At 39.9% G+C, this 20839-nt stretch carries 19 protein-coding genes; 17 read left to right on the forward strand and 2 right to left on the reverse strand.

Annotation, left to right across the window (positions count from 1 at the left end; translation table 11 throughout):
* Nucleotides 1-8 precede the first annotated feature (8 nt).
* From ACT7WV_RS15515 to ACT7WV_RS15590, 16 genes are all read left to right on the forward strand, one after another.
* A complete protein-coding gene (locus tag ACT7WV_RS15515; protein ID WP_445103743.1) occupies nt 9-911 on the forward strand; it encodes a class I SAM-dependent methyltransferase in 903 nt (300 codons plus the stop codon).
* A 4-nt stretch (nt 912-915) separates the two neighbouring features.
* Nucleotides 916-1479 carry a methyltransferase domain-containing protein gene (locus ACT7WV_RS15520; RefSeq protein WP_445103744.1) on the forward strand — a complete coding sequence of 188 codons (564 nt, stop codon included), beginning with the start codon at nt 916-918 and terminating at the stop codon, nt 1477-1479.
* 93 nt (nt 1480-1572) lie between these two features.
* Nucleotides 1573-2907 carry a lipopolysaccharide biosynthesis protein gene (locus ACT7WV_RS15525; RefSeq protein ID WP_445103745.1) on the forward strand — a complete coding sequence of 445 codons (1335 nt, stop codon included), beginning with the start codon at nt 1573-1575 and terminating at the stop codon, nt 2905-2907.
* Nucleotides 2894-3472 carry an acyltransferase gene (locus tag ACT7WV_RS15530; RefSeq protein WP_445103746.1) on the forward strand — a complete coding sequence of 193 codons (579 nt, stop codon included), beginning with the start codon at nt 2894-2896 and terminating at the stop codon, nt 3470-3472. Before ACT7WV_RS15525 ends, ACT7WV_RS15530 begins: the two co-directional genes overlap by 14 nt.
* Entirely contained in the window at nt 3447-4109 is a 663-nt protein-coding gene (locus tag ACT7WV_RS15535; protein WP_445103747.1) for a class I SAM-dependent methyltransferase, read from the forward strand. The genes ACT7WV_RS15530 and ACT7WV_RS15535 overlap by 26 nt, the downstream gene beginning before the upstream one ends.
* A complete protein-coding gene (locus ACT7WV_RS15540; protein ID WP_445103748.1) occupies nt 4106-4750 on the forward strand; it encodes a class I SAM-dependent methyltransferase in 645 nt (214 codons plus the stop codon). Before ACT7WV_RS15535 ends, ACT7WV_RS15540 begins: the two co-directional genes overlap by 4 nt.
* Before the next feature lie 20 nt (nt 4751-4770).
* Nucleotides 4771-6024, forward strand: coding sequence for a glycosyltransferase family 4 protein (locus ACT7WV_RS15545; RefSeq protein ID WP_445105664.1), 1254 nt, complete (start codon nt 4771-4773; stop codon nt 6022-6024).
* A 112-nt stretch (nt 6025-6136) separates the two neighbouring features.
* Nucleotides 6137-6976: a class I SAM-dependent methyltransferase gene (locus ACT7WV_RS15550; RefSeq protein WP_445103749.1), complete on the forward strand. Its 840-nt coding sequence runs from the start codon at nt 6137-6139 to the stop codon at nt 6974-6976.
* Between the two features lie 8 nt (nt 6977-6984).
* Nucleotides 6985-8058 (forward strand): glycosyltransferase family 4 protein, encoded by a 1074-nt coding sequence (locus ACT7WV_RS15555; RefSeq protein WP_445103750.1) that lies wholly within the window; start codon nt 6985-6987, stop codon nt 8056-8058.
* Nucleotides 8059-8180: 122 nt separating this feature from the next.
* Nucleotides 8181-9221, forward strand: coding sequence for a hypothetical protein (locus tag ACT7WV_RS15560; protein WP_445103751.1), 1041 nt, complete (start codon nt 8181-8183; stop codon nt 9219-9221).
* Nucleotides 9211-9951 carry a class I SAM-dependent methyltransferase gene (locus ACT7WV_RS15565; RefSeq protein WP_445103752.1) on the forward strand — a complete coding sequence of 247 codons (741 nt, stop codon included), beginning with the start codon at nt 9211-9213 and terminating at the stop codon, nt 9949-9951. The genes ACT7WV_RS15560 and ACT7WV_RS15565 overlap by 11 nt, the downstream gene beginning before the upstream one ends.
* A gap of 40 nt (nt 9952-9991) precedes the next feature.
* Nucleotides 9992-10624, forward strand: a complete 633-nt coding sequence (locus tag ACT7WV_RS15570; RefSeq protein WP_445103753.1) for a class I SAM-dependent methyltransferase — start codon at nt 9992-9994, stop codon at nt 10622-10624.
* A 22-nt stretch (nt 10625-10646) separates the two neighbouring features.
* Nucleotides 10647-11864 carry a glycosyltransferase gene (locus ACT7WV_RS15575; RefSeq protein ID WP_445103754.1) on the forward strand — a complete coding sequence of 406 codons (1218 nt, stop codon included), beginning with the start codon at nt 10647-10649 and terminating at the stop codon, nt 11862-11864.
* A 48-nt stretch (nt 11865-11912) separates the two neighbouring features.
* Nucleotides 11913-13241: a hypothetical protein gene (locus tag ACT7WV_RS15580; RefSeq protein WP_445103755.1), complete on the forward strand. Its 1329-nt coding sequence runs from the start codon at nt 11913-11915 to the stop codon at nt 13239-13241.
* 39 nt (nt 13242-13280) lie between these two features.
* On the forward strand, nt 13281-14405 hold the full coding sequence (locus ACT7WV_RS15585; protein WP_445103756.1) for a glycosyltransferase: 1125 nt from the start codon (nt 13281-13283) through the stop codon (nt 14403-14405).
* A gap of 9 nt (nt 14406-14414) precedes the next feature.
* Complete coding sequence (locus tag ACT7WV_RS15590) at nt 14415-15191, forward strand: class I SAM-dependent methyltransferase (RefSeq protein WP_445103757.1); 777 nt, start codon at nt 14415-14417, stop codon at nt 15189-15191.
* 29 nt (nt 15192-15220) lie between these two features.
* Here ACT7WV_RS15590 and ACT7WV_RS15595 read toward each other — a convergent pair whose 3' ends face one another.
* On the reverse strand, nt 15221-15841 hold the full coding sequence (locus tag ACT7WV_RS15595; RefSeq protein WP_445103758.1) for a hypothetical protein: 621 nt from the start codon (nt 15839-15841) through the stop codon (nt 15221-15223).
* Between the two features lie 31 nt (nt 15842-15872).
* Nucleotides 15873-17678, reverse strand: coding sequence for an S-layer homology domain-containing protein (locus ACT7WV_RS15600; RefSeq protein WP_445103759.1), 1806 nt, complete (start codon nt 17676-17678; stop codon nt 15873-15875).
* Between the two features lie 672 nt (nt 17679-18350).
* Here ACT7WV_RS15600 and ACT7WV_RS15605 point away from each other — a divergent pair.
* Complete coding sequence (locus ACT7WV_RS15605; RefSeq protein WP_445103760.1) at nt 18351-20696, forward strand: GumC family protein; 2346 nt, start codon at nt 18351-18353, stop codon at nt 20694-20696.
* The last annotated feature ends 143 nt before the right edge of the window (nt 20697-20839 follow it).

A 20839-nucleotide genomic window follows, 5' to 3' on the forward strand; every position in this document is an offset into this window, starting at 1 on the left:
ATTGCGGGATGAGTAACGTACATTTTGATAGTTATCTTCATTGTCCAATTTGTGGTGTAATAGCTGATGAAAAACCCTTCTACATTAACCTTTATGATTCACCGGATGTTTTAAATTTTATAAATAATTACTATGATAGCCGGGTTGATAATACAATTTTCCCTGGGGCTGATTTTAGAATAAATAAATGCCGAAAATGTGATTTTTATTGGCATCAGAATGTGTTGAACCAGGCTAACTTAAGCCGGCTATACAATGAGTGGATTAGTCCTGAAAAAAGTTATGCTAAGCAGGCAAAAAAATCAGTTAGAGAGAGGATGGGACTGACTCAAGTAGTTGCTAGGCAGCTAGATGCTGTTCAAGCAAATACTGGTCAGCCAAAAGTTTTAGATTTTGGTGGAGGCTGGGGAACTTCGGCTCTATGTGCTTTGGCTCTGGGCTGTGAGGCTTATCTAATTGAATCTTCTCAAGAAAAAATTAACTTCGCTCAAGAGAAGGGGTTGAAACTAGCGCAACATATCGAAGACTTCCCTGATGATTTCTTTGATTTGATCATCTTAAACCAAGTACTAGAGCATGTTCCTGAACCCAAACAACTACTTACTAAATTAGTAAGAATTCTCAGACTAGGTGGAGGATGTAGCATCTCGGTTCCTCATGCAAGACCAAATAGTCCAGTTCTGGCAAAAGGGCCGTTTCAACCGCTAGAACATATTAATGGATTTACCAGAAAATCTCTACGAAAGATTGTTTTAGAATGTAAACTTAAACTCTGTAAAGAATACTCTACACATTCAGAATTAAATTTTCTAAGTTTGAGCAAGTCGCTAGCAAAGAACAGTTTGTTAGCGATGACTTCAGCGGAAAAACTTCCACTTAACACCAGTATTTTTGCATTGAGAAGGAGTTGAATAAATGCAGGTCTGGGATAAGTTTAGATCCGAAAAGCTGCTAGAAATGAGAAGTAGTTGTGATTTAGTTATAGATTTTGGAGGTTCTGCACGGCAAGATAGCAAACTATTTGCAGAAAAACAATATGTAACTTGTGATTATGATTCCTCGACAAAACCAGATATTGTTGCTGATATTTGCAATCTTCATATGATTGCTGACGCCACCTATGAGGGAGCTATTTGTTGTGCAGTATTAGAGCATGTATATAATCCGTTCTTAGCTGTTAAAGAAATTTTTCGTATTTTAAAAGACGAGGCTGTACTATTTGGTTACGTACCTTTTTTGTATAGTTATCACGCCAAGCCTGGACACTATCAAGATTACTATCGCTTTACGGAAGATGGAGTGCGTTATCTTTTGCAGGAATTTGAGAGCCTGGAAATAGTGCCAGTAAGAGGGAATTTGACGACGCTACTGAATTTTTTGCCTGGTGGTTTAAACAAATTACAAAACTATTTGTACTGGTGTGACTCTTTCTTAAGCAACAAGCAAGTCAGTGGATTTAATTTTTATGCGAAGAAGTAAATTAAAATCTGTTAATCTGTTTGGTTAGCTCGTTTTATCAAAGCCCGCAAGTTTAGGAGACTGACTAAGCTAGTGCTCCCACTACGGAAATTATTGAAGAATTTCAAGGCTAAACTAATCGGCAGAAAATTTGTCCGAGACGTGGGAGTGTTAACCATTGCCAACTTTGTAGGAGCACTCCTGAGTTTTGCCCAAGGTATCTTAGTTGCCCGTTGGCTGGGGCCGGAACTTTACGGGGTAACAGCTTTGGTAATGAGTTACCCTGGTTTGGTTTACACTTTTTTTGATGCTTATTCCTCTCAGGCATCGGTAAAATATTTGAGCGAGTTCCATGCCCAAGGTGAGCAACAACGAGCTTTAGCGATGTGCAAATTGGGATATGTCATCGATTTAGCGATCGCTTTCTTAGCCTTTGGCACGGTGTTGATTAGTGCTAATTGGGCAGCTAGAGAGGTGGCACATCAACCAGAAGCTGTAGGATTGATTATTGTCTATGCTTTAGCCTTCATTCCTAGAGGGTTAGTCGGCACTTCCCGTGCCATCCTCTCTACCTTAGGCAAGTTTTACTTAATGGCTTGGATTGAATTTCTGACAACGGGTTTGCGGGTTATTCTGGTACTGTGTCTCGTTTTAGGCGGTTGGCAGGTGTCAGGCGTAGTCTGGGGAAATGCGATCGCTATGGTAGCAACAGGATTGGTTTATGGATTTATTGGTCAGATAGAAACACGGCGCAGTTGGGGGTCAATACTATCTCAGGGGAAATGGCAAGTTCTCAAACCTCAGCGCGGAGAAATTTTTCGCTTCCTTGGCTACAACAATTTGAGTACCTTGCTGGGGATGCTGCCTAAGCAAATGGACGTCTTATTAATAGGTTATTTCCGTAACCCTTTAGAAGTTGGTTATTACAGCCTTGCCAAAAAGCTAGTGAGTATGGTCAGCTATATGGCGGGGCCTCTACAATCTGTTACCTATCCAGAAATATCACGGCTGTGGGGCTTAGGAGGAAAACATGCTCTCCGACAAAAAGTACAGCGATTAGCATTGCAAGTAGGACTCCCTCTAGGATTAGCTGTGTCGGCTACGGTAGTGCTTGTACCCTTCTTTTTGCCACTATTGTTAGGCGAAGATTATCGTCCTGCCATTGCCGCGACACAACTGTTGCTCATTGGTTCTGCTACTTGGCTGGCATGCTTCTGGTTGCGTCCTTTATACTTCACGATCGACCAGATTAAAACTTGGAGTCTGGGCATCGGCATTTATGCTTTTGTTTTTGTTGTCTTAAGTATTCCAGTAACAGTTAATTATGGTTATGTGGGTATGAGCGTCCTACAAAGTCTGGGTCTAACAGTTTTTCAGATTTTTATGGCAATACAACTAATTGTCAGTCGACTGGGCGTCCTTAAATCAGCAACAGATGATTCAAGATAAAAATAGTTTATTCTTGAGATTAATTAAAAAAGTAGTTCGTAAAAGCTTTGCAGCTTTTAGTCGAATAAGCTTGCAACTTAAATACCCCGTAATGCTAGCATTAGTTGGCAAACTAGGCAAAAGAGTCAAGGTATACGGCTGGCCGACACTGTACTACCCAGAAAATATTATTATTGGTGACGACACAACGATCAATCATGGTGTAATTATTGGCGGCAGAGGTGGTGTGCAAATTGGCAATAATGTGAGAATATCCCCCTACGCAATTATCGAATCAGGTTATCTACAGTTTGACAAAATTCCCTATCAACATAGTGCTAAACGAATTGTTATTGATGATGGAGTATGGATAGCTTCAGGGGCAATCATTTTAGCAGGAGTAAGAATTGGTGAAGGGGCAGTGGTTGCAGCTGGGGCAGTGGTCACAAAAGATATCCCACCCAGGACAATTGCTATGGGTATTCCGGCTGCTTATCAAGAAATAAATTTAACACAAGAGACTCAAAATAGCTGGGAATTAAATACTAAAAAGCTTGACAATGAAAAAAAAAGCCAATTGGGATGATTACACGGCGCAACTTGTCTCAAAAAAAGGTGCTGCTGCTACAGATTTGCAATTACTTAGCTCCTATGCCCATGGTTGTGTCTTAGATGCTGGTTGCGGAACTGGTATACACATAGGACGCTTAGCCACCGTAGCCGGTGTGCAAGAGACAGTAGGAGTTGATTTAGGCACGCCGGGGTTAAATTACGGCAAGGAAAAATTTCCTCAGGTAACCTTCATTGAGGCGAGTTTATACCAATTACCGCTTCCTGATGACCATTTTGACCTAGTTTATAGCTTGGAAGTTGTAGAGCACTTAGAAAAGCCTAATTTAGCTATTAAAGAACTATATCGTGTCTGTAAACCAGGAGGTTTTGTCTTAATTCAAACCCCTAATTATCCCATCAAACGAGTTTACGATATCTGGTATTGGCTTCTTGGTTATCGAGACAGCTTCTCTGATGACCCAACCCATGTTTATTTTTTCAATGCTCTCAAATTGAAAAAAATGGTTGTGGACTCAGGCTTACAAGTAGTTCATTTATCTGCCAGAAATATAGCGTTTCAGAGATTTTTACCTAAGGAGAACAAGTTACACACTAGTTGGTTGGGACACCACCTGGGACAAAAGATGATTATCATTGCTGGCAAATCATGAAGAAGTTAACGAGAGTGAGACTTGAGCAGTTTATTGCTGCTCATGCTAGCAAGGATAAATGTTTAGACATCGGTTGTAGTAATTATCGACCTTACAAGAAGTGGTTTCCTAACTCAATTGGCGTAGATATAGTAGCAGGGCAAGAAGTTGATGTAATTGCTTCAGTCTGTGATTTACCTTTCTTGGATAACGAGTTTGATATTGTTCTCTGTACAGAAGTGCTAGAACACGTTGCCGATACCAGAAGTGCTATATCAGAGATCTATCGAGTACTCAAGCCTGGAGGAAAGCTAATTCTTACCACACCCTTTATTTTCCCACTTCATGAGGTGCCTAACGATTACTATCGTTTTACAATTATGGGGTTGCAAGAAATTCTCAAGGAGTTCACTGAAGTTAAAATTAAAGCCGCTGGTGATACGTTTGAAACTGTGGCAGTTTTACTAGAAAGAATCATCATTCAAACTGGATTATCTAAACCTTTTAAGGCAGTGCTTTACTTATTATCTCGATTGATTTTTTACGTACATCCTCGCTCATTTCCAGAGTTTGGTTCTATCAAAAAAGATAGCCAGATATCTCCTATAATAACTTGGGGATACTACTGCATTGCTCATAAATCCCTCTTGATTGATCAGTAATTGTAGGTCAATGGTAAGTGATGAAAGCCAAGGATGAATCAGGAGCAACGAATAATGAGAGTATAAGCGATCGCACTAGCATCAAGTGTTGCTGGATTGGTGGTGCTCGTTACTCTCAACCACTCGATACAACCAGCCAGAAGAAATTTCGGGCATTAAACAAACTAGGTGAACTATTCGTCATTGGCTTTTCCTCCAACATACTACCGCGCCAGTTTACAGAACATGCTCACTTCTACTTGTTACCCCAACTCCCCTCTCCCATCCTGCGCTACGTCGAGATGTTCGTCATTGCACCTATTATCGCCCTGTGGCTGATTTGGCGGCACAGGGTGCAAGTATTAGTTGCCCAAAGCCCTTACGAAGGAGTTGCGGCTACTTGGGCGAAAAAAATTGCAGGTTACTGGGGACAAAAAGTTGTCTTGGTTGTAGAAAATCATGTAGATTTTGAAGAGGATTTATTTTGGCAGCGCCGTCTTCTGATTCCTAATTTTTATCGCTTCTTGATGAACCAAGCTGCTCGTTTTACTCTCACTCACGCCGACTTACTACGAGCCGTCTCTAATTCTACACAGCAGCAGTTACAAAAGTGGAATCCCAGCAAGCAGATTTTCAAATTTGTGGCGTGGACGGATATAGAAGTATTTCTTCAAGTAGGTAATCAAACTAACACCTCGGCATCGCAACAAATTATCTATACAGGTGTATTAATACCGCGTAAAGGAGTCCATCACCTGATCAACGGCTTCGCTAGTATTTCTCAGGATTTTCCGCAGGCGCGACTTGTCATTGTTGGCAGAGAGGAAAATCAAAGCTATGCTAACGAGTTGCGAGTACAGGTAAGGGAACTCGACTTAAGCAATCAGACTAAATTTGTGCCAGAAATCTCTCAAAAAGAACTAGCAGCACTGATGGGACAAGCAACTGTTTTTGTTCTGCCTTCTCTTTCTGAAGGATTAGGAAGGGTGGTGATAGAAGCAATGGCAGCAGGAAAACCTGTAATTGCCAGTCGCGTTGGTGGTATTCCGGATATGATACACGATGGTGTCAATGGATTTCTGGTTCCACCTAGCAACGACAGACTGTTGGCAAAGAAGATGCGTTGGTTCTTAGAAAATCCAGAGGAGGCACAAAAAATAGGCTATCAAGCTCATGTCTTTGCCAAGAGTTTCTTTTCAACTCAAGTTTATGTGCAAGGTTATCAAGAAATTTTTGAATCTGCCCAGGATTTGCTGAAAAAACGGGAGTCTAGCTTTGAGAGTTCTTCTATTTAATTAATGCAGCCGTATAGCTTGTCTAAATTTAGACTGCGGTAGTAATTCGAGTCAAGTTGCTCGTCATCAAAATTCTCTCTCAAATAAAAGCAAGGATTAGGAGAAAACCTTGATGAACAGATTAGGAAATTGTTTTACAGGAGAGGTCATCCAGAGAAAGGGTATTCACTATAGCTTATCAGAAGATGTTGACAAACGAGCAAACATCACCTGGTCAAAAGCGGCAGAGACTAATCCGATTAAAGCGGCAGCGGCTACAACCTCACAAGACTATTTTGCCAAGTTCCCTGATTGGATTAATGAATATATTAATGGTAATTGTGCCAATATTCTGGATGCGGGATGTGGTTATGGTCGGTTAGCAATTCCTTTATTAAAACGCAATCCTGAACTTTATTTACTGGGGGTAGATGCTTCTCCGGTAATGCTCAATAAATTTCTAACCTTGGTGCGAGAAGATGAAAATATTATCAATAGAGTCGCTTTATATCAAGGCAACTTAGCCAATATTCCTGTAAAGTCAGATTACTTTGACTGTATCATCAGTTGTGCTGTTCTACTTCATCTGCCTCACGCCGAAGCTAGGGAAATTATCAACGAGATGTACCGTGTCCTTAAGCCGGGTGGTCAAATTATCCTTGTCAGTTCTTTTCCCAGTATTTATAACTTAGAGGGTATACAAAACTTTGTCTACGAAAAATTTAAGCCTCGAGCAAATGGACCGGTTCGTGTATATAGGAAAGAACAGGTTAAAAAATTACTTTCTAGATTTCAAGAAGTTAAATTAGTAGCACGCAATTTAACAGTAATACCCCGTAGTATTGCCCAAATCAATTTACCTTTCGGTTCAGCCATTAGAAATTTCAATAAAAAAATGACTGAAAGATACCTTGCTACTTTTGCTGAATCAGGTTTCTTGGTATCCCATTACGAGGTTGTTGCCAAAAAGTAAGACTCGCCATGTACCTTTTGCTTTTTAATCTAGCAACTGACGCTGATGATCCTATTCTAGGATTTACTACTCAATGGATCGTGGCACTCTCAGAACAGGTAAAGCGCATTGATGTTATTACCATGCGAGTGGGACGGATTGAAGTTCCTGATAATGTCCGAGTCTACTCTGTGGGAAAAGAAAAGGGCTATAGTGAGCCACGACGAGCAGTGGAATTTTACCGTGTCCTTAACCAATTACTAGCAACTGAGCGCTACGATGCCTGTTTTGCCCATATGATGCCTTTATTCGCAGTTATGGCTGCTCCCTTGCTTCGCTTGCGAAATATTCCTATGGTTCTCTGGTACACTCACAAATCAGTAACTCTAATGCTGCGTTTAGCTACTTTGGTAGTTAAGCGGGTAGTTACAGCTTCTCCAGAAAGTTTCCGAATTTCCAGCAGTAAAGTCCGAGTTATTGGTCATGGTATTGATATCACTAAATTTATACCATCCAAACAGAGAAATTTATCCGATCAATTGTTCACAACTATAACAGTTGGTCGTCTTTCTCCGATCAAAAAAGTTGAGATATTAATTGAAGCAGTTGCTTGGTTGCGAAAAAAAAAGCCAGACATAGCTTTTTGTCTGAATATTGTTGGCGGCCCTTTAAAAGAAAAAGATAAGACTTATGAAGCTAAATTAAAAAGACTAGTTGAGCAGTATAGGTTACAAAATATAGTATTTTTCACAGGAAGCATTCCCTTTGGAGGGGTAGTATCCTTCTATCAAAAGGCTAATTGTTTTGTAAGTATGTCGGAAACGGGTTCAGTGGATAAGGCAGTACTAGAGGCAATGAGTTGTGAAATACCAGTAATAACCAATGCCGCTTTTACTAAAGTCCTGGGTGAAAATTTAGCTAAGACATGGGTAATTGAGAGGGATGCAAAACAATTAAGCGATCGCCTCTTAATACTAACATCAATGTCAGCCATTGAGCGCCAAAAACTAGGAAAAGAGTTACGACGTACTGTAGTCAGAGAACATAGCCTAGATAAACTTTGTAATCGTCTTATTTATGAATTGCAGGAGGTAAGCAGCTAAGACATAAAGTAAGATAATATTTGCTCAATCTTATTTATTCACTTATTCCTTTCAGCAGATCTGAATAAGAGCTAGGAATAGTCTGTCACTTAATCAGGTAATTTAATCAGGATAGACGCTCCATGACTGAGCCATTATGGATAGCAGTACCTAAATCACTAAAATGGTTTAACTGGCAGTATAGTATGCCAAGAATACTGTTACCAAGCCTCAAAGCAGTTTCGGGTTTAATTAAGGCAGGTAGTTCTACTAAACCCCTAATTATGACTTGTTCAATTTCTGAGGATTACGCAAGACTTTGGTTGCATTTTGCTCTCAAGTTCCTTGGTCAATATAATTGCGATTTCCTGATCATTGACTCGTCGGGTAGCATGGAGCATTCAAAATTTGATGGGTGTCAGTTAATTCCTTTTATTAATTGTTATCACGGTTTAAAGCTCGATTTAATTATCAAAAAAAATATTATTTCTGAAGTTATTTTTATCTGCGATGATGATAAATATATTGTCAACACAGAAGTGATTAGCTATTTAAAATACTTGGATAATCCTCAGAATGCAGCAGTTTCTTTATCTCCACGTTCTTGGTGGAAATTCAAAATTGGCGAAGAAGAGTTTTTGCCAATGGGTTCCTATGCTCTTCTTTTTCAAAAACAATGTTTTTTAGACAATAACTTAAAATTTCAGTCTCCCAAAAATCAAATTTCTCAGTTTAAAGTTTTCCCACCCGATGTTAAAGTCCAACCAGGATATGATACAGCAGATTATGCTAATGAAAAATTACTGCTCCTTGGTTATAAGGTTATTACTTTATCTGAAAATAACACGGTCACAGGCTTCGATGGTTTGAGCGCTCCCACAATCCTCTTAAAGAAATATGGCAAAGAGTATGTAAAACAAGCCTTACTAGAAGCGAAACACTATCGCCAAGGTTCTACTAATGGCTCGGTAATGAAAGCTATGTATGGAATCGTTAAAACAGAAAAGCTATATAGGAAAATTTTTGGAAATAAACCAAGGTTTATTTCAGGTTTTTCTGAAGAAGAATTGCTCAATATTGTGGAAGACAATAAAAATATCGACGAACAGCAGAAAATAGCTATTAAACTTTATTTTGAGCAGCTAGAAGCTATTGACGGGAGATTAATCAACCATGCCTCGTAAAACGATTGAAAAAATTTATGAAGAATCGTGGACTGCCTATCTAGACAAGGGAAAAGGACAGCCGACACTAGATAACAAATTTGGCGTTTCAATTGCCGAAATGGTCGGTTATGGGCAAAAAGTCCTAGATATAGGCTGTGGTACAGGTAAATGCATGTTGCCACTAGTAGATCAAGGGAATGAAGTGGTTGGCATAGATGTTTCAGATACGGCACTGACAGTTTTAAATAACCTGGGTTTCCAGACATTTAAGCTCGACATTGAGAGTGATTCTATAGAGATTCTCCAAGAATATGCACCGTTTGATGTCGTGATTATGACCGATGTCTTAGAACATTTGATAGATCCTTTAGTAGTGTTAAAGGACAAAGTTTATCCTCTCCTACAAGCTAACGGTAAATGTATTGCCACAGTGCCAAATTTTGTTTATCTTAATTACCGTTTAGAGTTTTTGCTGGGCAGAATTTCCCACTTTAACAACGATGATAGTACAGGTCACGATATCCCCAGACTATACAACCTGGGACACAAAACAATGTTTAACCAAAGTAACCTGAAACAAACATTCCAACAAGCTGGATTTTCGGCGGTGAAGGTAGAGCCAGAGCTTTTTGCAGAGACATTGAAAGAATACTATAAAATGCCTCTTCTTAGGGATATCAGACTTATACTCAAAAAAGCCTGGCCGACACTACTTGCGGCTCGTTTTCTGACAGTAGCCCAAAAGTAGTTCTCTTAAACTTAAGTGCTTATAAATGACATGATTTTATATGAAATTAACTAAAAATATGTTTTCCCAGGAAATCTATCCTGGTCGCTATGAATTTTTAATTAAGCATTACAAAAAAGGCAAAATACTTGATATTGGTAACATTGGTGGTATTAGAGGTACAGGAATTTCTAATAGTTTTCATGCTAAATTTCAGTCTACTGTTGCCGCAGATAGTATTGTTTATGGACTAGACTTATTCGAGCCACTAGCAGACAGCCAAACAGCTTTTAACAATCAAACTACGGCCAATATAGAAGAAGGGATACCCTTTGAGCCTAAGTTTTTTGATACTGTTTACATGGGACAGGTTCTAGAACATGTAAAAAATCCCTATTTCGTACTTTGTGAAGTACATCGAGTTTTACAAGACAGTGGTATATTTATTTTTGATGTTCCTAATCCCTATTCCGTTTCAAGAATTTTGAGCTATGCTCTTCTGAAAAAAGAAGATTTAGGTGATCCTACACATATCTGCTTTTTAACACCTGCTTCCATCTTAAAGCTGCTCGACTTGTCAGGATACTCTCTTCAAGAGCTAGCAACTGACTGGAAAGAAAAAATGCCTTGGTTGCCTAAAAATCTTCAGATAGGAATTGGTTCTCACTTGCTGTTGGCTGCTAATAAAAAATAACAATAATTTCCCTTACTAAATCATGAGCCCCAAGCAACTTGTTTATATTGCCAACGCTCGCTTACCAACGGAGAAAGCGCACGGATATCAAATCTGCAAGATGTGTGAGGCATTTGCTAATCAGGGTGTAGAAGTTCTTCTTCTACACCCTGAAAGATATCAATCTGATGCTGAGCTAAAGGAGATAAGCATTTTTAGCTACTACAACGTGCCGCCAGTTTTTGAAGTCAAAACATTGCCTAATTGGGACGTTGTGCCGCTGAGTCTCTGGATACCAGAAAAGCTATTTACAGGTATTTTCTTCACTCACGCCTTACTTTGGGGATTTTACGCAGCATTGAAAGCCAGGAAACAAAAGGCAGACTTGTACTATACCCGCGATAGCGGCATTGCTTTTTGTCTAGTATACCTAGGGCTACCAACAGTTTACGAAGCTCATCTTGTCCCCAAACGAGCCCAGAAGTGGCTCCTCAGGTTACTTCCTGGACATCGTGCTTTACAGTTAGTTGTTGTTCTAACTAATTTTATTCAGGAACAGTTTGTACAGTTAGGCTTTCTTGAAAAAAAAATTATTGTGTTGCCCGATGCAGTAGATTTGGAATTATTTAATATTGAATTAAGCCAGAAAGAAGCAAGAGAACATTTGCAGATAGATTCTCAAATAAAAATAGCTGCTTATGTAGGAAAGTTTCATACCATGGGTTGTGAAAAGGGGCTACCAGAAATTATTCAGTCTGCCAAGTATCTACTCAAAGATTTTCCGGAACTTTATTTTTATTTTATTGGCGGCCCTTTAGATAATGTACCTAAGTATGAGCAGATTATTATTGCCCTCGGTTTGCCAAGGGAGCGATTTGTTTTCTTGGAGAAACAGCCAATTCAAAAAGTACCTTATTACCTGAAAGCGAGTGATATCCTTTTAATGCCTCACCCCTGGAATGAATTTTATGCCTATTACATATCTCCTCTGAAACTTTTTGAGTATATGAGTACCAAGCGACCGATTATTGCTTCTCGTTTACCATCTATTATGGAAGTGCTGCGGGATGGAGAGAATGCGTTAATGGCAGAAGCTGGTGATTCGGAAGCGATTGCTAAGAATATTCGGACTTTACTAGAGAACAAACAAATTGCCAATCGAATTGCTGAACAGGCTTACATAGATGTTCAAAAATATACCTGGAAACTACGTGCCAATAGAATTATTAATTTTCTTGAGGAACTGCATTTTTCAAAGTAAATCAATATATTAACAATTTATTTGCTCAAGTATTTTTGAGTTACAGGCATGTTGATTAAATCCAATCTATTTTTACTATTTTTAGTTATCATAGCACCTCTAAGAACTATAGAAGTATTTGCCGTAGCAGGCTTTAATTTAGTAGTAGGCGATTTAATTGTAATTTGGGTTGCTTTTACAACATTCATTTTTTATTATTATCAAAGTTTTTATTGTTCCACAAAATCAATTTTTATTGGCAAATTTTGTAGGAATTTATTTCTAATAATAGTAGTAGGAATACCACTAAGTATTTTACATATCCAAGGAAAAAGTCCGGATTTAATCAAACTGACACTCCCTCTCGAACTTCGATATTTGTCAACTATTGCTTTCGGAGTATTAGTTTACTTAAATTCCTTCAATATTAAGAAGTTTAACAATAAATCTATTTTAAATTACACAGTGATTTTGGCAATTATGGATGTATTTTTATCCACTTTATTTGCCAGATTTGGTGAAAATGAAGGAGCCAGAATTAGCAGTTTTTTATCACTTAATGGAACAGCTTTTTTTATACCAATTGCTATTTGTACAACTGCGTTTAGTTCACTATTTTCTAAAAGATACAGATTAGTATACTTTTTTACTTCAATTTTTTTGTTTTCTTATTTCGTAATTAGTGGAAGTAGAACCCCATTTGTCGGCTTTTTGTTTTCAGGAATTTTCATAATATTTTATCTCAATAAGATTTTTCGGCATGGTGGTTCTCGTGGCAGCCGTTTTGATTTATTACTAATTATTTATACTTTTGTAATACTTTTTATAGGTACTTTTTTGCTATTAATAACAGTTCATCCTACTTCTATAGTGGCTAGAAGCATTTATAATGTATCAGGAATAATTGGTTATTTTTCTACAGAAAACAATAACACTTTCTTTTTTATAAAAATCTGGCAAGGTATGATATCTGTAATTCTTCAAAATCCCTTTAATATCCTTTTTGGGAGAGGAATGAATACTCTTTATGCAGAAAGAAGTTTAGGCTACGTAAATGATGATTTAACTAGGATTTTACACACTTATCATTTTCATGGCGGTCATAATGCTTATGTTGAGCTATTTACTGGTGGCGGGATATTGAGTTTGATTTTGTATGTTCGTATTTTATTTTTAACTTTAAATTATATACAAGATTTTTCTTCACTAAATATACCCTATACCCACAAATATTTAATCGTCGCTATTGGCTCTTATTCCTTCGGTCATGTTGTATTTGAAAGTATCTTTCATCCTTTGTCTAATGGACATTCTAATTTTTATATTTTTATATTTATTGCATCTTCATTATGCGCAGTGATTGATAATTTCAAGAGAGGAGGCACAGTTATTATATAAGCAAATAGCTGATATTTTTAGTCTGCCTTTATAGATTTTATGAAAATACTTCATGTTATTACCGCTCTTATTCGTGGAGGAGCCGAAAATCATCTAGTAGAAATTGTTAAAGGTCAAATACAGTTAGGTCATTTTGTCGAAGTTGCCTGCTTAAAAGAAAATTTTTACTGGAAACGATATCTTGAAAAAATTGGTAGTAAAGTTATACCTCTAAAACTTAAATACTACGGAGATTTCCATCCTGTTTTCTTATTGAGACAGCAAATAAAGGAATTTTCTCCAGATATCGTGCATGCTCATTTGCCACCAGCAGAAATGTACACCGTTCTGGCATTACTAGGGGTAAGCAAAAAGATACCACTAGTCATTTCCAAACATAATGATGAACCTTTTTACCAAGGCATTGGACAACGTTGGCTGGGAAGCTGGGTTGCTCAGCGATCACAGCGAATAATTGCAATTTCTGATGCAGTTAAAAATAACACCTGCCTACAAAATTTGGGTTGTTCTCCTCATAAAGTTGTAACTATCCCCTATGGAATTGATACGTCTCCCTATGAAAAAGTTGAACATCAAGCTATCAAAAAATTACGATCTACTTGGTCTATATCAGATGATACCTATTTGATCGGCACAGTTTGCCGTTTAGTTCCCCAAAAAGCCCTGCATGTCCTGTTGGAAGGCTTTAAAATTTACTCTCAACAAGCAGCAAAGCCGACAAAGCTAGTAATAGTTGGTACTGGAATATTAGAAGTAGACTTAAAACAGCAAGCTTTACAACTGGGAATTCAACAGGATGTAATATGGGCTGGTTTTCGGGAAGATATTCCAGTGGTAATGAATGCATTAGATCTATTTACTCTCACTTCTATTTATGAGGGTTTGGGTTTAGTCTTATTAGAAGCCATGGCAGCAGCTAAGCCAGTTGTATCAACATGCGTCAGCGCTATTCCAGAAGTAGTCGAAGATAAAGTAACAGGATTATTAGTTCCTCCTGGACAACCTCTCTTATTAGCAGAAGGCTTCAAGTTTTTTGAAGAAAGTTTAAGACAGACTAGCTTGGGAACTAAGGGTAGACAACGAGTTAAAGAAATTTTTACTGTTCAATCAATGATTGAACAAACGCTTTTAGAGTATACCAATGTACTTAACAAGGACAAATAACTTAAGATAATGACCAATTTATATTGGCTAGGAAATGCTGCAAAAACTAAAGTGATTTACGAAATACTCAATCAAGTTCAAGATAACCAGAAAACCGTCATTTTCGATTATGGCTGTGGCAAAGCTGGAGACTGGCCGAGAATCCTTTCTGATTATCCCCATATTAGGTTAGTAGCTTATGAACCAGGAAAGAAAAGCATTGAGATAGCTAGAGAAAGGCTAAAAAGCTTCAATGCTGAGTTGTTTACAGGAACTGAGTTACATGAAATGAAATTTAAAGCTGATTTTGTTGTTAGTTTTAGTGTTTTTGAGCATGTATATAATCGTACTTTATATCTACAGACGGCTAAGAAACATCTAGCAGATCAGGGAATATTTTACTTAAATTACGACGATGGTCACTTTCGGAATTTTCTTGACCTTAATCGGCCAGATCTTTGGCTGTCCCAAATCAAAGAATGGCTACATAACTTGTTGGCGATGCCTCTTGCCCAAATAGGCATTGTTGGCGGATTTCAGCAGCGAGTTTATCAAGCTGAAGTGGATGATCTAGTTAAAAGTATTGGTTTTAAAACATTAGATCAGTTTTACAGTAATCTGAGTTCCCTTAAAGGGTTGCAGAAATATATTTCTCCCGCAAGACAAGAAGACTTTTCTAAGTTTTGGCTGGATATAGAAAATACCCTGAATACCAAATTTAATGAAGAAGGAGGCATCAGCAGGGGAGACTCTGCAAATTTATGGCAAGTTATGGTTTCGCGTACATTAGTTTTGGGTCATCTCTAAAAAAAGTAGCTTTTAGAGTTGCCAAAATTTTATCTCGCCGCTGTCAAAGCACCATTGAGTAACGCCACTAATAACGATTGAATTGCTAGCAGTTCCTCTGGCGGATTAGCCAAACACTCCTGATTACTATCGTTGATCAACTGATTGTAAGCCTCAACAGCAGCATCTAAGCTTGCCGCATCCACCTCGCCGCCAGTAGTTAGTCCTTGTAAACTCGACACTAAATCCCGAACTTGTACCGTATCTACACCGACACAGCCTCTAGCTAAACCGCCGACTAACCTACCAGTACTAGCCTCAACATTGCTAGTTTCAGTCAACACACTTTCCAAAGCCTGTTGCACCGTTGGTGAGATGCTACCAATCGGACGATTAGGAACGACTACAGGAAAATTTCTGGCTGCTAGCTGCGCGTTAACTGAGTTAGCTGCTTGATTAACTGCAATAGCAATATTGTCATTCGTGAAAACTAGTATAGTTCTTTGGTCTACCGATGGTGGGAATCCATCAACGATGTCGCTAGTTGTGATAATTGCCCCAGTAATATCCGATAACTGAGCTTGGGCTGGTAGTGATGTCCCAAAAAGTAAGAGGAAGGACCCCAGTGTAACACTCAGACTGAGCGGCAAAGGCGGATGTTTGATATTCATAACCTACAGATTGGCGAAAGACTACTTAAACTTAGAACTGGACGCCATAACCGATGCCCAGAATAAACCGAGGATCATCACCAGCGTTGCCAGTCACATCAGCCACAGCTGGGGTAATAACTAGGGGGACATTAGGAATTGGGTAAATAGAAGCACCCAAGTTCAAATCTTGACCCGTCCATTCAGCTTTCAGGGATAGTGGTTGAGCGATTCTTACACCGACACTGCCAAAGACATTGACATTATCATCATCACCATCTTCAGTATTATTATCTTCTGAGCGAAAACGACCGCCCCCTACACCGACAGAAGTTGTGATTGAGGGAGTGAAGGTGGCTGAATTGGTTCGCAGGGGAAACACTTTACTGACGACGCCGTAAACACTGCTGTAGGTAGGATCTGGATTTCCCCAAGTAATTAAATTTTCTACCCCAATTGCCACCGCTAACTGATCATCGATCAAACGGTGTAACTTAAAGCTAATGCCGCCATCTTCAAAGGTATCATCGATCAAGTCGTAAATTGAAACCGTAGTTTCCAAGCCAACTGTCCTACGGGCATCACCAACACCAAAACCCAAGGCGATCGCACCATCGGAGTCATCAGTATTGCGAGTTCTCTCTTGAAAGCTAAGCCCAGCAAACAGGGTATTTTGATCAGCACCAAAGGCTGTGGGTGTAGCAATGCTGGAACCACCGCCGATTACTCGTCGAATTTTTTCAGCTACTGGCGGCATCGGTAAACGGAACTGCCGTCGTAGCGCTTCTACATCTTGTTTTGGTGGTTGAGCTACTGGCGGCTGGTAGTTAACAATGTAGCGAGTAGCTATATTGCCTGGGTCTAGCGGCGGCAATTTCCCTTGTTCTACTAAAGCCTGATAGATAAACGCGGCTACGTCTGCTCTAGTTGCTACCTGATTAGGATTAAGTAAAGCCACATTGGGGTAGTTAACCACAATACCTTCTTCTGTAGCTGCTGCCACACTATTACGGGCATAGCCAGGAATATTAGTCGCATCCCGAAACAAGCTATTGAGAATTGACTCGGTTTGACCTTGTGCCACTAAATCGAGTCCACTTGCCAAGGAAACCAACACCTGAACGCGAGGAATATTTTGCCCCGGCTGGAAAACTCGATTCGGGTAACCTTCTAAGAAACCCATTCGATAAGCTTCTTGAATAGCCGCGTTACCCCAGTAGCTGGGAGGCACATCAACAAAATCCATGCCGGAACGAATCGGGTCTTGAGCAAAAGCCTTACGGATGAGTGCCGCAAACTCAACACGCCTCACTGGTGCATTGGGGCGGAATGTGCCGTCGGGAAACCCCAAAATTATATTTCTTGCCGCCAGTGTTTCGATAAAGCGTTGTGCCCAGTGACCTTGGATATCAGGGAAAGTTACAGCTTGAGCCGTTTGAGTATTTGACTCTGTGGCAGTAGAATTATCGGGAGTTGAGAGTATGGCTCTCAGAAGCCTCGATTCTCCTGGATACTGGCTGTTGTTGCCCGGATTTTGAGTATCTACAGCAGCATTATTGTTGGGAACTGCTGGCGAAGAACCAGGAACTCCTGTTGTGGACTCAGCCGTTGAATTAGGAGAGTTTAAAGCATCGGCTCCCAGAATTGCTCTTAAAAGTGGTGAAGCACCAGGGGAGTTGTAATTATTTTCTGAATTTTGGGCATCGCCTGCTGCCGTGGCAACATTGATAGTGTTGGTCAAACTGGTAGCTACCAGGAGAAATGTCGAGCCGAAAATAGCACTTATTGAGATGTATGCCTTAGCCCAAAGCTTCCTACTGGCTGGCTTAAGAGTACTTCTATCTTTCCCTAGTCTCATCGCCTTATCTCCTCACCACACCTATTCTCACTGAACCTCAAACTTACACAATTTTGACAGATTGACAATCCATCAAAATACCTTCCTGGATGGTTGGTGTTTTGTGGTTCTCATCTTCCTGCCTTGCGGAGGGGGAGCGAATACTTCTTAAACACCTTCTTAGCTCCGGAAAACTTAGTCTGTTGTAGTGAAATGCACCGTCCAAACTTGAGAGTAGCAACTCGATATTGACTAAAATCTGGCTTTCGCAGACCTATGACCCTTACCCTTACCTATGTTGAGTTACCGATTTACCAGCTCAATGATATTCTTTTATTGATAATTTGGTACTAAGATTACCAGATTTATGATTATTCTTATAATTAAAAGTCTCGTTTAAACAGCATGTGATTCACACACAGTAGATCTTTGAGCTATTCTTGCCAAATTACTGATGCGACGGTAAAGGGTGCTGAATGCGGAGGCAAAAATTACCCAGAGCTGACCATTAAGAGCGACCAACAAATTCACTGACATTTCTTGATGCCGGAAAGCAATACTACGGATATACCTGCTCTGAGGGAAAAGAGTGTAGATTTGAGCGGAATGCCGCTTAAATAGTAAAGGTTGGAAAAAACACTGGCTTGCCAATGGAACCTGAGTTAACCCACAAAACCTTTAAAGGGATGCAAGATGGAACATGAACAGTCTTATCTTTTTGTATCACCCAACGGAAATGGGAAGCACGGGAATTCCCTAGGATCCGCTTATGAGCATCCCTTGCCAGAGAAAGAGGAAGATCTCGATCTGCGTTGGCTCTTGAGTGTGCTACGACGTCGGATTCCGGTGATTTTCGGAGTGACAATCGCCGTGACTTCTGCCGTAGGTTGGTGGACTTTTCATCAAGAGCCCCGGTACGAAGCAAAGTTTCAACTTTTAGTAGAACCAGTAGCTACTCCCAACCAACTCAATCAATTGAGCGAAGTACCGGGTATAGGTAATTCCAGCTTCCAGAACTCTAGTCTAGATTATGAAACGCAAATTGAAGTTCTCCGCTCACCCGAAGTCCTTGAGCCATTCATCAAACAGCTGGCGCTTAAGTATCCTGAAGTTACCTATGATTCTCTAATTGCCGAGAACAAACTCACGATCAGGCGACTCAACGGCACAAAAATACTGGAAGTATACTACCAGGATACAGACCCACAAAAAATTCAGTTTCTCTTATTTGAACTGGCTAAAATCTATCTGAGGTACAGCTTTCAAGAAAGACAGCGTGACCTCTCCCAAGGAATTAAGTTTGTAGAAAACCAGTTGCCAGAATTGCAGCAGAGGGTTGATAAATTAGCCGAACAACTGCAAAACTTTAGGCAGCAGTACGCACTACTAGAACCTGAAGCCCAAGCCAAACAACTCTCAGAGCGAGTACAAACGCTTCAGCAACAGCAATTGGACACGAGGGTGCAGTTAAATAACACCCTTACCCTCTATAGCAAGCTACAGGAACAATTAGGTCTACAACCCAATCAAGCAATTACAGCAACCTATCTGAGTGAAGCGCCTCGTTACCAGCAGTTACTCAACCAGTTGCAAAAAGTCGAAATCAGTTTAGCCCTCGAATCAGCCCGCTTTCTAGATGGGAGTCCCGCCATTGAAGCCCTACAAGAGCAAAGACAAAATTTGCTCCCTTTATTGCGTCAGGAAGCACAAAAAGTGCTGGGGGGTAATCTATCGGAAAGCGTGATTAACTCCGACTCTCTCACCTCTCCTAGTGATTTGCGCTTAGAACTAACTCAGCAATTTGTTGATGCCACCAACCGCATTCGAGTTTTAGAGGTACAACAGTCGGCACTAGCGCAGGCGGCGAGTCTTCTAAATCAGCAAGTCGGGAAAATGCCCTTCATTGCCCGTAAATATGATGATCTACAAAGGGAACTTAAAGTAGCCACAGACAGTTTAAATCGCTTTTTAGCCGCTAGGGAAACTCTCCAGATTGATGCAGCCCAGAAAACTTTACCCTGGAAGCTTCTCTCCAAACCAAAAGTGCCTGAAGTACCCATCTTTCCTAATCCCGTAAAGAATTTGATTTTGGGGACAGCTGCTGGCTTATTTTTGGGACTAGGAGCTGCTTTACTCACAGAGAAACTAGATAACGTGTTCCGTTCCCCGGAAGAACTCAAGCAATCTACCCGACTGCCGCTTTTGGGCGTAATTCCCTTCGACAAGGCACTCAAGCAATCTCAACCGAAAACAGAATTAGAGACAATCGAGTTCACAAATGGCAAGCTAAGCAGCAATAAAGCAACTACTCCGGCTAATGGTCGCAAGTATCAGTGGTATTTTGCCTCTCCCTTCTTAGAAGCATTTCGTTCTTTGCATACCAATATCCGCTTTCTGGGTTCTGATACACCAATCAACTCTTTAGTAGTTACCTCACCAGGACCCTCAGATGGTAAATCTACCGTTGCCATGCACTTGGCGGAGGCAGCTGCAGCGATGGAACAGCGAGTACTTTTGGTGGATGCCGATTTACGGCGTCCTCAGGTTCATCGTCTGTTGGGTTTACCTAACACCCAAGGACTGAGTAATGTTATTGCTACTGGTCTGAAGCTTAAAGACGCAATTCAGAGAGTACCTTCGTCGAATAATCTCTACGTTTTGACCGCAGGACAACCCTCACCAGATCCAACGAGGCTTCTTTACTCGAAGCGAATGCAACTTTTAATGGAGCAATTGCAATCAGTTTTTGATTTGGTTATCTATGACACGCCTCCTTCCCTTGGTTTTGCCGACAGTAAGATTTTAGCTCCCTATACAAATGGAGTAGTTTTAGTAGTCAGACTCAACAAAACAGACCGACACCTACTAAGACAAACAACAGACGAATTAAAAAGTTCTAGGGTCACCCTTTTGGGTGTGATTGCTAATAGCTTTAAAAACCAAAATTACAGCTCATACAATTACAATTACTATCGCAGTTACTACGACCAAGAATCAGAGGTACAGAAGGCAAAAAGACTATTACAAAAAAGACTTTAATTAAGCTGTTTGGCAACCAATCATCAGCAGCAAGCCTGGGATAGAGAAGTATTGCCTCAAGAATTACTCTTCCTCTTAAAGCTTAATACGTGACATAACAAGTGATAAACTTTACTGCCAAGTTACATTGGGAACTATCTATC

The sequence above is a fragment of the Symploca atlantica LB2515 genome (assembly GCF_052546295.1).

Bases quoted from the DNA above. Each gene is read 5' to 3' on its own strand.
- ACT7WV_RS15515 (WP_445103743.1), top strand. From the start codon at position 9: ATGAGTAACGTACATTTTGATAGTTATCTTCATTGTCCAATTTGTGGT.
- ACT7WV_RS15520 (WP_445103744.1), top strand. From the start codon at position 916: ATGCAGGTCTGGGATAAGTTTAGATCCGAAAAGCTGCTAGAAATGAGA.
- ACT7WV_RS15530 (WP_445103746.1), top strand. From the start codon at position 2,894: ATGATTCAAGATAAAAATAGTTTATTCTTGAGATTAATTAAAAAAGTA.
- ACT7WV_RS15535 (WP_445103747.1), top strand. From the start codon at position 3,447: ATGAAAAAAAAAGCCAATTGGGATGATTACACGGCGCAACTTGTCTCA.
- ACT7WV_RS15540 (WP_445103748.1), top strand. From the start codon at position 4,106: ATGAAGAAGTTAACGAGAGTGAGACTTGAGCAGTTTATTGCTGCTCAT.
- ACT7WV_RS15545 (WP_445105664.1), top strand. From the start codon at position 4,771: ATGAAAGCCAAGGATGAATCAGGAGCAACGAATAATGAGAGTATAAGC.
- ACT7WV_RS15550 (WP_445103749.1), top strand. From the start codon at position 6,137: ATGAACAGATTAGGAAATTGTTTTACAGGAGAGGTCATCCAGAGAAAG.
- ACT7WV_RS15555 (WP_445103750.1), top strand. From the start codon at position 6,985: ATGTACCTTTTGCTTTTTAATCTAGCAACTGACGCTGATGATCCTATT.
- ACT7WV_RS15560 (WP_445103751.1), top strand. From the start codon at position 8,181: ATGACTGAGCCATTATGGATAGCAGTACCTAAATCACTAAAATGGTTT.
- ACT7WV_RS15565 (WP_445103752.1), top strand. From the start codon at position 9,211: ATGCCTCGTAAAACGATTGAAAAAATTTATGAAGAATCGTGGACTGCC.
- ACT7WV_RS15570 (WP_445103753.1), top strand. From the start codon at position 9,992: ATGAAATTAACTAAAAATATGTTTTCCCAGGAAATCTATCCTGGTCGC.
- ACT7WV_RS15575 (WP_445103754.1), top strand. From the start codon at position 10,647: ATGAGCCCCAAGCAACTTGTTTATATTGCCAACGCTCGCTTACCAACG.
- ACT7WV_RS15580 (WP_445103755.1), top strand. From the start codon at position 11,913: ATGTTGATTAAATCCAATCTATTTTTACTATTTTTAGTTATCATAGCA.
- ACT7WV_RS15585 (WP_445103756.1), top strand. From the start codon at position 13,281: ATGAAAATACTTCATGTTATTACCGCTCTTATTCGTGGAGGAGCCGAA.
- ACT7WV_RS15590 (WP_445103757.1), top strand. From the start codon at position 14,415: ATGACCAATTTATATTGGCTAGGAAATGCTGCAAAAACTAAAGTGATT.
- ACT7WV_RS15595 (WP_445103758.1), bottom strand. From the start codon at position 15,841: ATGAATATCAAACATCCGCCTTTGCCGCTCAGTCTGAGTGTTACACTG.
- ACT7WV_RS15600 (WP_445103759.1), bottom strand. From the start codon at position 17,678: ATGAGACTAGGGAAAGATAGAAGTACTCTTAAGCCAGCCAGTAGGAAG.
- ACT7WV_RS15605 (WP_445103760.1), top strand. From the start codon at position 18,351: ATGGAACATGAACAGTCTTATCTTTTTGTATCACCCAACGGAAATGGG.